This window comes from Pseudomonas floridensis (assembly GCF_002087235.1).
GTDB lineage: Bacteria > Pseudomonadota > Gammaproteobacteria > Pseudomonadales > Pseudomonadaceae > Aquipseudomonas > Aquipseudomonas floridensis.
Genome location: NZ_MUIO01000019.1, coordinates 121,772 through 134,333, shown reverse-complemented (window position 1 = coordinate 134,333; position 12,562 = coordinate 121,772). Strand labels below are relative to the sequence as shown.

The 12,562-nt window shown below is 60.1% G+C and carries 8 protein-coding genes; 6 read left to right on the top strand and 2 right to left on the bottom strand.

Annotated elements, in window-relative coordinates; all coding sequences use genetic code 11:
* The first annotated feature begins 18 nt into the window (after positions 1-18).
* From BZK31_RS06865 to BZK31_RS06845, 5 genes are all read left to right on the top strand, one after another.
* Positions 19-1,182, top strand: a complete 1,164-nt coding sequence (locus BZK31_RS06865; RefSeq protein ID WP_083182030.1) for an EAL domain-containing protein — start codon at positions 19-21, stop codon at positions 1,180-1,182.
* A 63-nt stretch (positions 1,183-1,245) separates the two neighbouring features.
* Positions 1,246-2,577 (top strand): deoxyguanosinetriphosphate triphosphohydrolase, encoded by a 1,332-nt coding sequence (locus BZK31_RS06860; protein WP_083182029.1) that lies wholly within the window; start codon positions 1,246-1,248, stop codon positions 2,575-2,577.
* 255 nt (positions 2,578-2,832) lie between these two features.
* Entirely contained in the window at positions 2,833-3,231 is a 399-nt protein-coding gene (locus BZK31_RS06855) for a response regulator (RefSeq protein ID WP_083182028.1), read from the top strand.
* Positions 3,232-3,554: 323 nt separating this feature from the next.
* Entirely contained in the window at positions 3,555-4,181 is a 627-nt protein-coding gene (locus tag BZK31_RS06850) for a response regulator transcription factor (protein WP_083182027.1), read from the top strand.
* 8 nt (positions 4,182-4,189) lie between these two features.
* Positions 4,190-7,828, top strand: coding sequence for a transporter substrate-binding domain-containing protein (locus BZK31_RS06845; RefSeq protein ID WP_083182026.1), 3,639 nt, complete (start codon positions 4,190-4,192; stop codon positions 7,826-7,828).
* Between the two features lie 111 nt (positions 7,829-7,939).
* On the opposite strand, the gene BZK31_RS06840 is transcribed toward BZK31_RS06845, so the two are convergent.
* Positions 7,940-8,284, bottom strand: coding sequence for a YggL family protein (locus BZK31_RS06840; RefSeq protein WP_083182057.1), 345 nt, complete (start codon positions 8,282-8,284; stop codon positions 7,940-7,942).
* A gap of 340 nt (positions 8,285-8,624) precedes the next feature.
* On the opposite strand from BZK31_RS06840, the gene dacB reads away from it, so the two are divergent.
* Positions 8,625-10,094 (top strand): D-alanyl-D-alanine carboxypeptidase/D-alanyl-D-alanine endopeptidase, encoded by a 1,470-nt coding sequence (gene dacB, locus BZK31_RS06835; RefSeq protein ID WP_083182025.1) that lies wholly within the window; start codon positions 8,625-8,627, stop codon positions 10,092-10,094.
* 35 nt (positions 10,095-10,129) lie between these two features.
* On the opposite strand, the gene BZK31_RS06830 is transcribed toward dacB, so the two are convergent.
* Complete coding sequence (locus tag BZK31_RS06830) at positions 10,130-12,508, bottom strand: sensor domain-containing diguanylate cyclase (RefSeq protein ID WP_083182024.1); 2,379 nt, start codon at positions 12,506-12,508, stop codon at positions 10,130-10,132.
* Positions 12,509-12,562 lie beyond the last annotated feature (54 nt).

Here is a 12,562-nt window from a genome sequence, read left to right as displayed (position 1 = left end):
TTCACTAAGGAGGATCACGTGACCTCAGGGCAACCTCTTGCCTGCTTTCAGCCCTTCATCGATACCGCCACAGGCCGCATTGCGGGTATGGAGGCCCTCGGCCGGTTACGCGACAGCCAAGGCCGGTTGCAGTCTGTAGGCCCGCTGTTCAACGACCCGCACACACCCGCTGCCGAATTGCGCCGCCTCGACCGACTGATCCGCGATCACGCACTCAGCCGCCTGCACGAGGCACCGCAAGACTGGTTTCTGAGTCTCAACATTTCGCCGCGCTGGATCAGCCGACTGCGCCCTGGCCAGGCGCTGCCCAGCCTGGCCCAACTGGCGCAGCACGGCGTTCCTGCGCAACGGGTGGTGTTTGAAATCACCGAGCTGGGTGGCGACATTCAACGCCTCAGCGAGGTTGTCGATCGCTATCGCCAGGCGGGTGCGCGCATCGCCATCGATGACTTTGGAGCAGGTTATTCGCAACTGGACAGGGTGCTGGCGTTGCAGCCGGACATCCTCAAACTCGACATGCGTCTGTTCCAGGCTGCGGCCAAGGGCGGTCCGAGCAGCGACGTGGTCAAGGCTCTGGCCTTGATGGCGGAAAAAACCGGATGCTGGATCATCGCCGAGGGCGTAGAGACCGAAGCCGAGTTGCACTTCGCGCTGGAATGCGGTGCCCGTTACGTTCAGGGTTACCTGTTTGCCCGAGGCGAGCTGGAGTTCTTTGCCGCCGACGCCTTCGTGACCAGGTTCGCCGAACTGCGTGACGGGTATGTGCTGCGCAAGGTCGCTGAACGGGCGCGCCTGATGAACCTGCGCCAGAGCCTGGCCACGCTGATGGACAGCCTGCAGCGCTGGGCGCGCACAGAGGCGCCGATCAGCGAACTGCCGCATTTGCACGACTACCCTCGCCTGCTGCGTTTCTACCAGTGCGACCGCCATGGCACTCAGTTGACCCCCAATCTGGAATGGAAAGACGGCGGCTGGCACGCCGATGCCCGTTACCTGGGCCACAACTGGTCGTGGCGCCCCTATTTCTATCACCTGCTCGCCGAGGGCTGGCACGAACGACGGCTGACCCTGTCGAACACCTACCGCGACGCCACCACTAACCAGTATTGCCTGACAGCCGGTCAGTTCTTTGACAATGGCAATCGCCTGCTCCTGATCGATATCGATGCCGCCGGGCTGTGAAGACCTTGCGGCGAGCGCCCTGAACCGGGAAGCTAGGCCAATACGACTGACGGAGTGACCGCCTTGGATTGGCAAACCCTGCTTAATCGCGAACGACTCGGCAAGACCCTGCACAGCCCCGAAGAACTGGGCCGCAGCCCGTTCCACAAGGACCATGACCGCATCATCTTCTCCGGCGCCTTTCGCCGCCTCGGACGCAAGACTCAGGTCCATCCGGTTTCCAGCAACGATCACATCCATACCCGCCTGACCCACTCGCTGGAAGTCAGCTGTGTGGGCCGTTCGCTGGGCATGCGCGTTGGCGAGACCTTGCGCGACGCCCTGCCGGACTGGTGCGACCCGAGCGATCTGGGCATGGTGATTCAATCCGCCTGCCTGGCACACGACATCGGCAATCCGCCATTCGGTCATTCCGGTGAAGACGCCATCCGCAACTGGTTCAGCCAGGCGGCCGGGCGCGGCTGGCTCGACGCGATGAGCGAAACCGAGCGCAACGACTTCCTCAACTTCGAAGGTAATGCCCAAGGCTTCCGGGTCCTGACCCAGCTCGAGTATCACCAGTTCGACGGCGGCACCCGCCTGACCTACGCCACCCTGGGCACCTACCTGAAGTACCCGTGGACCGCGCGACATGCCGACTCGCTGGGTTACAAAAAGCACAAATTCGGCTGTTACCAGAGCGAGCTGCCGATTCTGGAGCAGATCGCCGCCAAACTGGGCCTGCCCCAGCTCGAGGAACAGCGCTGGGCGCGGCATCCGCTGGTTTACCTGATGGAAGCCGCCGATGACATCTGCTACGCCCTGATCGACCTCGAAGACGGGCTTGAGATGGACTTGCTGGACTACGCCGAGGTGGAGTCGCTGTTGCTGGGACTGGTGGGCGATGATCTGCCGGAAACCTACCGTCAGCTGGGGCCTGACGACTCGCGGCGACGCAAGCTGGCGATCCTGCGGGGCAAGGCCATCGAACACCTGACCAATGCCGCTGCCCGCGCTTTCGTCGAACAGCAGGATGCCTTGCTGGCCGGCACGCTGACGGGCGACCTGGTGGAGCATATGCATGGCCCGGCGAAACACTGCGTGCTGAGCGCCAAGGACATGGCCCGCAAGAAAATCTTCCAGGACAAGCGCAAGACACTGCACGAGATTGGCGCCTACACCACCCTGGAAATTCTGCTCAATGCGTTCTGCGGTGCGGCGGTGGAACAGTTCGGCGGACGAACACCGTCGTTCAAACACCGACGCATTCTCGACCTGCTGGGCAACAGTGCGCCGGCCCCCACGGCACCGCTGCATGCCTCGTTTCTGCGCATGATCGACTTTATCGCCGGGATGACCGACAGCTACGCCACGGAGATGGCCAGAGAGATGACCGGACGTTCCGGCCAGATATGAACCGCACCGCGCGAGCCGGGCCCGTCGAGGCCCCGGCTCGTGTGCTCGGTCAACGCTCGCCGCACCACAACTTCAGAACCGTCCTACATCTTTGTAGGAAGCGTCTTATCGCAGCGTTTTCAACACGCCCCAATAATCCCGGCACTTCATGGCCGAACCGGTAAGCCATCCAGCTGCCTGCCGTCCCTTCCGGGGCCGCACGATACCTGTCGACCCGGCTCGACCCCTGCCAGCCTCGCCTCAGCCGGAAACCTCATGCCCAAGCACAACCTGCGAATCCTGTTGGTGGAGGATCATCCCTTTCAGTTGATCGCCACCCAGATACTGCTCAATAACCTGGGGTACTTTCTTCTGACCCCCGTCCTGACCGCAGTCGAGGCACTGGCGGCCCTGGAACGCAGTCCTGCGCCCTACGACCTCATTTTGTGCGATCAGAGGCTGCCTGATCTGGAAGGCCTGGACCTGATCGACAAAGCCTGGCAGAGCGGGCGGGTCCGTCAGGCCATCGTTCTCAGCGGGCTTCCCGCCACACACCTGATGGAGCTCCAGCAGCTTGCCGGTCAGCGAGGGCTGCCGTTGCTGGGCTGCCTGAGCAAACCGTTGAACGGCCCTGACCTTGTTCGCCTGCTGAGCGACGCACCTGCTCCACGCTGATCCGCCACTCCAAGCGTCGCCAGCCATGGAATCGTAAGGCTGGCTTTACACATTACACACCCTATGTTGTAGGAACAGAGCCATAAACGTGACAGTCAATTCCCAAACGTAATAAATACGCTTCAAAACCCCAACTAACCTTCAGAATAAATCGCGCAACCTTTTTAAACATCGAGCATTAAAAGTAGGCCCTTACGTACTCCGATACTCTAATTACTGTAGGAACTTTCCTATATATACCTGCCGACCACGTCTCTTCATGGGCCTGCCCGAACATCTGAGCTAAGGTGCGCGCTTTCTTCGCTGCTTGTATGGATTGAAATATGAACTCAGTTTTTATCATCGACGACCACCCCGTTGTTCGACTGGCCGTGAGAATGCTGCTGGAGAACGAAAACTACGAGGTCGTCGGTGAAACCGATAATGGCGTGGATGCCATGCAGATGGTCCGCGAGTGCATGCCCGACCTGATCATCCTGGACATCAGCATTCCCAAGCTAGACGGGCTGGAGGTACTGGCCCGCTTCAACACCATGGGCCTGCCGTCCAAGATCCTGGTCCTCACTTCGCAGACCCCGAAACTGTTCGCCATTCGCTGCATGCAATCCGGCGCAGCCGGTTACGTGTGCAAACAGGAAGACCTCAGTGAATTGCTCAGTTCGGTGAAAGCGGTATTATCCGGCTACAATTACTTCCCCAGCCAGGCACTGACACCTGCCGTTCGCGAAGATGGGCAGCCGAGCGAGATCGAGTTGTTCAAGTTGGTCAATGATCGCGAACTGATGGTATTGCAACTGTTTGCCCAAGGCCGTTCCAACAAGGAAATAGCCAAGGGTATGTTCCTCAGCAACAAGACGGTCAGCACTTACAAAACCCGGCTGATGCAAAAACTGCAAACCAAGACCTTGGTAGAACTTATCGAGATGGCAAAACGCAACGCGCTAGTGTGAGAGACCGGATGTCCAAGCGCTTCAAGCAATTTCTGATACTGGCCACAAGCCTGTGCCTGGGCTGGGGTCTGACGGCCCGCCTGGAGGCCGCCGACCACTATACGCTCCTGGGCCGCTCGAGCCCGGCTCACATGGATGTGAAGCTGGACCGCGAACAATGGCAGTGGGTACGCAGTAAGCGCGAGTTGATCCTCGGCACTTCCGCACCCGACTACCCACCCTTCGATGTCACTATTTCCGGCAACGACTACGAAGGCATCACCGCCGACTACGCCGGCATCATTTCCCGAACGCTGGACCTGCCCGTCAGGATCCAGCGTTTCGAAACCCGTGACGCCGCGATCGAAGCGCTGGTTGCCGGTGGGATCGACCTGCTGGGAACCGCCAACGGGTACGAAGCCAAGGAGCGTTACATCACGCTGACACACCCTTATTCGGTGGACCAACCGGTACTGGTCACGCGTATCGGCGAAACCCGGCCACTGACCGAAGGCCTCAAGGGCATGCGCCTGAGCATGGTCTATCACTACCTGCCGCTCAAGGACGTCAAGGCGACCTATCCCGACGCGATCATCGACACCTACCCGTCCTTTCAAAACGCGATCAACGCCGTGGCGTTCAATCAGGCCGACGTATTTCTCGGCGACACCATTTCCACGCAGTACATCATCAACAGGGGCTACCTGAACAATGTGCAAATGGCCAACTTCGGCAAGCATGAAGCCAACGGTTTCAGCTTTGCCGTCAGTCAGAGCAACCGGCAATTGCTGGACATCATCAACCAGACCCTCAAAGCGATTCCGGTCGATGAGCGTATCGACATTTCCAAGCGCTGGAGCGCCGGCAGCGACCTGCTGCTCACCGACCAGAAGCTGCAACTGACCCAGCGCGAGGAGCGCTGGATCGCCCAGCACCCGACCGTGCGCGTGCTGGTCAACGAGTCCTATGCCCCGCTGACCTTCTTTGACGCCAACGGCACCTTTCGCGGCATTACGGCCGAGCTGCTCGAGCTGGTGCGCCTGCGCACCGGCATCAACTTCGAGGTCAGGCGCGCTGCCAGCCTGAGCGACATGATCAACCAGGTCAGCCAGGGCCAGGCGGACATGATCGGTGCCCTGGATGCCAGCGACGAGCGGGAGGACCGCCTGAGCTTCAGTCGCCCCTACATCGACAACTCGTTCGTGCTGGTGACACGCAAGGAAGCCGGTTCACCCTCTCACCTGGAAAACCTCGGCAAGAAGCGCATCGCGGTGACTCAGGGCAGCGCGCTGTTGAGCTGGCTGCACCGCGAGCACCCCGACATCGTGAGCGTCGAAGTCGACAACCCGTTCCAGGCCTTGGACATGCTGGCCATCGGCAGAACCGAGGCGGCGGCAACATCGCTGCTCAGCGCGAATTACTTTCTGTCCTCCGGCATCTTCGGTGAGCGCCTGCAGATCACCGCCACCACCGGCAAAGACCCGGCACTGATTTCCATGGCCACCTCGCGCAATGCCACGGAGCTGAGCTCGATTCTAGACAAGGCACTGGCCAGCATCGCGCCTCAGGAACTGGCGGTGATCAACAACCGATGGCGATCCTACGCACCGGCCAGTGCCAACTGGCACGACTACCAGCGGCTGATCTACCAGATTCTGACCGGTGCCGGTCTGCTGCTGATCGGCCTGCTGATCTGGAACGCCTACATGCGCCGCCAGATCAAGCAACGCCTGGCCGCCGAGCGGGCACTGGGTGACCAGTTCGAGTTCATGAGGGCACTGGTCGACGGCACCCCCCACCCGATCTACGTCCGCGACCGCGAGGGACTGCTGCGCCTGTGCAACGATAGCTACCTGACTTCGTTTTCGGCGAAACGCGACGACATCATGGACAAGAGCACCACCGAAGGCGTGCTGGGCAACGAATTCGAAGCGCGTGAATACGCGGCGGATTATCAGCGCGTGATGGCGACCAACACCGCTCTTATCCAGGATCGCACCCTGAACATCGGCGGCCGACAACTGACCATCTACCACTGGATCCTGCCCTTCCGTGACTCGCTTGGCGAAGTGCAAGGCATCATTGGCGGCTGGATCGACATCAGTGAACGCCGACAACTCATCGAAGACCTGCAGACCGCCAAAGAGCAGGCCGACGCAGCCAATCGCGCCAAAAGTACCTTTCTGGCCACCATGAGCCATGAAATCAGGACCCCTATGAATGCTGTGATCGGCATGCTCGAACTGGCGCTCAAACGCGCCGATCAGGGCGAGCTCGACCGATCGGCCATTGAGGTGGCGTATGGTTCGGCCAAGGAACTGCTCGACCTGATCGGCGATATCCTCGACATCGCACGAATCGAATCCGGACGCCTGACCCTCAATCCCGAGCGTGCCAATCTGCGTCAACTGGTGGAATCGGTAGTGCGCGTGTTCGACGGGCTGGCTCGCCAGAAGAATCTGGTACTGGCGCTTGAACTGGACAGCCGCATCAATACCGATGTGCTGGTCGATCCGCTGCGCTTCAAGCAGATTCTTTCCAATCTGGTCAGCAACGCCATCAAGTTCACGCCACAGGGTCAGGTCAGGATCAGCCTGCAGGCCGGAGACCTGGCCGATTCACAACGCTTGCAAGTGAACCTGACCGTGCAGGACAGCGGCATCGGTATCAGCGCGCCGGATCAGCAAAGGCTGTTCGAACCCTTCGCGCAGGTCGACAGCAACGGTCAGATGGCCCGCACCGGCGCGGGGTTGGGTCTGGTCATCTGCCGCAGCCTGTGCGAGATGATGGGCGGCACCCTGACACTCGAAAGCGAGCCGGGACAAGGCACCCAGATCAACATGCAACTGGTGCTCACCTCGCTCGACCCACTGGCCATCGAGCCCGTCAGGCAGGCAGCCGAACCGGCACCTCATCATGTGCTGCATATCCTGATTGCCGATGATCATCCGGCCAACAGGCTGCTGCTGTGCGAGCAACTCGGGTTTCTGGGGCATCACTGCGAAGTCGCTGAAAACGGTGCGCTCGCGCTGGAGCGCTGGCTGACGAGTGATTTCGACCTTGTAGTCGCCGACTGCAACATGCCCGTCATGAACGGCTATGACATGAGCCGCGCGATCCGCGAGCATGAGCGCGCCGCACAGTGTCAGCCCTGCACGATCTGGGGGTTTACCGCCAATGCCCAGCCGGAAGAGATGCAGCGTTGCCGGGAGGCAGGCATGGATGACTGCCTGTTCAAACCCATCAGCCTGGCGCTGCTCAACGAAAAACTGATTCTGCTGTCGCCGCTGGAACGCTCGACGCCTGCATTCAGTCCCGGCAGCGTCAGCAGCCTGACCGGTGATCGTCCAGAAATGGTAAAGCGCCTGTTGACCGAGTTGCTGCGCAGTAACCGGGAAGATCGCCAGATACTGGCCCGACACATGCTCGAAGGGCGGCGCGAAGACATTCGCGACATGGCGCACCGCATCAAGGGGGCGGCCCGCATCATCAGCGCTTCACGCGTCGTCGAAGCCTGTCATGAGCTTGAACAGGCCTGCGAACCGGAGAACGACGACAACCAGGTTCACGCCTGCCACGCGGTGGTCGACAGCGCCCTGCTCGAACTCGAACGCGCATTGAGCGCACAGCAGGAAAAAACCGGGGCGGCCAAAAAGGCCAACGGCTGAAAAGGCGCAGCACACGCGATGTCGTGAACGAATAGCGAAGTGAATCAGAAAATACGAGGGCATAACGAGGGGAGAAACAAGGAAGCAGGCCAGGACCTGCTTCCTGATACATCAGGCGACCGGGTTGATTTCTTTTTCCGGGTACCAGACGTCGAGCAGCGGGCTGACAGTCACTTCTGTCAATTCGCTGCGGCCTTTGAGCCAGGCTTCAACGGCAGCGCGTTGCTCTTCGCTGACCGAGCCACGCTTGCTCAGGCAAACCAGACCGAAGTCATCGCCGCCAACATAGCCAAGACCGTTGGCTTCCATTGCTTCTTTCAAAAAAGCGTCGAGGAAAGCATCGATTGCCTGGTCATCCAGCTCTTGCTTGAAGTCCAGGTTCAGCTCAAAACCCAGCTCCTGAAATTCATCGACGCAGAGTTTTTTGCGCAGACGGCGGGAACGGTTAGTGGCCATGGGACAATCCTCATCAGTAAATATCGGGCGGCACTTTACCAGTTCGGTCACGTAAAAGCCCGACAATTGAAGGTTCAGGGCATTGTTCGACGCATTGACTGACATACGGGTCGCGCCAATAAAAAAATAGCGGTTTCATGACGACTGCCCCATCACAGGCAGCCCTTGCTTGGGGCATAATGCCGCCGGTTGCGGGCGTTAGCCTTCGGCATGACGAAAACGCAGCCTGTTCACTCTCTATTCTTCACCTGTTCACTATAGTCATTGTCAGTTATCTGGAATTACCGAGGGAATTCATCCATGCCCTCTTTTGTTTCCCCTTTTGCAGTAGGGATTATTCATGATCAAGTCGTTACGCCCTCTTCTGATTGCTTCATTGCTCCTGCCACTGGCGCTCCCTGTCAACGCGGCCGTCATCAATTCAACACTCTCTCCCAAGGTTCAACAGGCACTCAGGGCCAGCAAGCTGGGCGATGACGCGCTCTCGCTGGTCATGTTGCCCCTCAACGGTCCGGGCACTCCAACCGTGTTCAATGCCGATGTGTCGGTCAATCCGGCCTCGACCATGAAGTTGATCACCACCTACGCCGCGCTGGAAATTCTGGGCCCGACCCACCAGTGGAAGACCGAATTCTTTACCGACGGCACCCTGAGTAACGGCGTGCTGCGTGGCAACCTGTATCTCAAGGGCGGTGGCGATCCCAAACTGAACATGGAAAAGCTCTGGCTGCTGATGCGTGATCTGCGCGCCAACGGCGTGCAGCAGGTGACGGGTGATCTGGTGCTGGACCGCAGTCACTTCGTGCAGCCGCAGTTGCCAGCCTTCAATGACGACGGCAACGACGATAACAAGCCGTTCCTGGTCAAGCCCGACTCGTTGATGGTCAACCTCAAGGCGTTGCGCTTCGTCACCCGCAATGACGATGGCCGCATTCTGGTCTCGGTCGAGCCGCCCATCGCCACGATCCGCATCGACAACCAGGTCAAGGCCGTCGCTTCCAGACAGTGCACGGGAGACGTTCGCTACAACCCGGTGACTCAGCCTGACGGCAGCGTCAATGTCACGGTTACCGGCCAGTTGGGCAATGGCTGCAACTCGCAGACCTACCTGTCGCTGCTCGATCATCCGACCTACGCTGCTGGCGCGGTGCGCGCTATCTGGCAAGAACTGGGCGGCACCATTCAAGGCAAGAACCGGGTCGATGTCGTGCCTTCCAGCGCCAAGCTGCTGGCCAAGGCATTCTCTCCGGATCTGGTCGAAGTCATTCGTGACATCAACAAGTACAGCAACAACACCATGGCGCAGCAGTTGTTCCTGAGCCTTGGCGAAGAGTTCCGCAACGACGCCGACGGCGACGACGCCAAGGCCGCGCAACGGGTGATTCGCGGCTGGCTGGCAAAAAAAGGCATTACCGCGCCGCATCTGGTGATGGAAAACGGTTCGGGCCTGTCCCGTGCAGAGCGCGTGAGTGCGCGTGAAATGGCTGTCATCCTGCAAGCCGCCTGGCGCAGCCCGTACGCCGCCGAGTTCATGAGCTCAATGCCGTTGGCCGGGCTGGACGGCACCATGCGCAAACGCCTCAAGCGCACACCGCTGCTGGGTGAAGCGCACATCAAGACCGGCACCCTGAATACCGTGCGCGCCATCGCCGGTTTCAGCCGTGACAGCAATGGCAACACCTGGGCGGTCGTCGCGATCCTCAATGATCCGCGTCCGTTCGGTGCCTCGTCGGTACTTGATGAAGTGCTGGTCGATCTTTATCGCCAGCCCAAGCTGAGTAACACCACAGTGTCCATCCAGCAGCCCTGACCCTTTGAGTGGACGCCGGACAGGATCTGAACCGATCAGGCCTGCTCCGGCTCCACCCGATCCCGACCGGCCTGCTTGGCCGCGTAGACCCCGGAATCGGCGCGCAGCAACATCGCATCGACACCCTCGCCTTCCCGCCAGCTGGCAATGCCGAAACTGGCAGTGACCCGGCCCACGCCTTCGATCTCCTGACGGTTCAGTTCCTCACGCAGGCTCAGCGCCAACTGGTAGGCCTGATGACCTTGAGTGCCGGGGCACAGCACCATGAACTCCTCGCCGCCGAGACGGCAGAACACATCATCTGAACGCAGCCGATGGGTGATGCATTGCGAGATCGCCTTCAGCACTTGATCGCCAACGCCATGTCCGAACCGGTCGTTGACGCGTTTGAAGTGGTCGATGTCGAGCATGATGATGGACAGGTGGCCTCCATGCCGATCGATGCGCTTGAGCTCGGACTGCAAGCGGTCCTGAAAATACCGACGGTTGTAGGCACCGGTCAGCACGTCGGTGACTGACAGCGCACGCAGTTCCTGCTCGACCCGCTTGAGGTCGGAGATGTCCGATACGAAGCCGTGCCACAGCACCGCGCCGTCCGCCAGTTGCTCGGGGGTAGAGGCGGCGCGCAGCCAGCGCAAGCCCTTGCGCGGCAATTCCACACGGTATTCTTCGGCCCACGGCGTCAGCTGTTGAGCACTGGGAATGATCGAGTTCCTGATTCGGGCCAGGTCCATGGGATGGATGCGCTGCAGCAGGACCTCCGCATCAATAAGCAACTGCGCTTCATCAAGCTCAAACAATTCGCACATGCCGACACTGACGTAGCGAAAGCGTGATCGGCCATCGGTGTCCAGTTGGTACTGGTAAATGCCGCCAGGCACCTGCGAGCCCAGTTTTTTCAATAACTGCCCCTTCGCCTCCAGCGCGTCATGCACTCGCCGATACTCGGTCATGTCTGTGCACACTGCGAGGCAACCGTTCCACTGCCCCTGATCGTCATGCATGGCGGTGATCAGCAGGTTGACAATCAACGTGCTGCGGTCGCGTCGCTGAAAGGTCAATTCACGCGCAGCATGGCTGCCGTCATGGCTGGCGGCGACCAGCATGTCCTGCAGGATCCGGGCTTCGCTGATGCCATCAGCCGCTGCCGAACCCGCCCCGGACGGCTGAAAATCGCTGAGCCTGAAGCGGCCCAGCACCTCTTCGTCCGAATATCCGAGCATGCGTTGCGCGCCCACGTTGAAGGTATTGATCAAGCCATCCGGGTCGGTGGCGATGATTGCCACCTCGGTCGCGGCGTTAAGGATGTTGCGCAACTGACCATTGGCAACGCTCAGTTGCTGCTCACGCACCCGCAGCTCACGGGTGCGCTGCGCCACCCGCAACAAGGCTCGCTGACGCTGACTGATCAGGCTGTACAGCAATGCGCTGAGTAGCAGGCTGAGCAGTCCGCCAAACCACAGAACATTGCTGGAAGTCGATTGATTATTCGCCTGAAAAACCTCGGTGGGGCGTACTTCGAACAGGTAATCCCGATCACCGAGGCTGAACAGCGTGCTCTGGTACAACTCGTCGGAAGCCGCCGCGGCGGGAGACCGATAAACCTGCTCGGGCTCGGGTTGCGCATTGAGGTCCGTGAGGGTGACCGCCAGGGTGTCGCGCTCCGCCGCACCGACGCTCATCAGTTGCGAAAGGCCGATGATCGCAGTCAGCACGCCTCGCAATTCCGGCGACTGGTCCGGCGCGTTGGTGCTGGAGAACACTGGCGCGATCAACAAGACACCTCGGGTATTGGCCGGGTCCAGCCCCAGCAACTGAATGCGCGGTGTCGCTGTGATTCGGTTGAGCAGCCGCGCTCGATCCAGGGTCTGGCGCCGGATGGTTTCGGAATAGATATCGAAGCCCAGCGGCACCGGCCGTGTACTGATCGAATCAAGGTAAAGCACCGGAAAGTACTCAGCGCGCGCCTGTGCGATCTGGAGCGTGCCATTCTCGTCCAGTTCGCGAATCGCAAAGTTGGCCAGCCCCTCCTCGCGCACCGCCGCTTCGAACGCAGCCCGCTCGGCGTGAGTGACCCTGGGGTTCCAGCCATAGGCTTGGGTGCCGATCAGCAACGGACCGACGAAACCGTCGTATTCGGTCCGGGTGATGCCATCGGAATAGAGAAAGAAACGACGGACGGTATCCAGCCTGCTGACCTGACGGTCCAGGCGCTCCTGAATACGGCTGAAACGTTCGCTGGCCAGAATGTCGAAGCGCTGGCGCAATTGATGCTGATAGGCATCGTGGTCAGCCAGTGCCAACATGGCCGTCAATGCGGCACCGACCAGAAAGGTCAGAACCGCAACCAGCCACGCTGAAACCTGCTCACTGATGAAGCCCAGCACTCTGAGCCTGAACCGTTTAGCCGTCATAGAAAACACAACTCATGACGCCAACATGGTATCGCGGCACGCTGGCTGTGCATT

Bases quoted from the DNA above. Each gene is read 5' to 3' on its own strand.
- BZK31_RS06855 (WP_083182028.1), top strand. From the start codon at position 2,833: ATGCCCAAGCACAACCTGCGAATCCTGTTGGTGGAGGATCATCCCTTT.
- BZK31_RS06850 (WP_083182027.1), top strand. From the start codon at position 3,555: ATGAACTCAGTTTTTATCATCGACGACCACCCCGTTGTTCGACTGGCC.
- BZK31_RS06845 (WP_083182026.1), top strand. From the start codon at position 4,190: ATGTCCAAGCGCTTCAAGCAATTTCTGATACTGGCCACAAGCCTGTGC.
- BZK31_RS06840 (WP_083182057.1), bottom strand. From the start codon at position 8,284: ATGGCCACTAACCGTTCCCGCCGTCTGCGCAAAAAACTCTGCGTCGAT.
- dacB (WP_083182025.1), top strand. From the start codon at position 8,625: ATGATCAAGTCGTTACGCCCTCTTCTGATTGCTTCATTGCTCCTGCCA.
- BZK31_RS06830 (WP_083182024.1), bottom strand. From the start codon at position 12,508: ATGACGGCTAAACGGTTCAGGCTCAGAGTGCTGGGCTTCATCAGTGAG.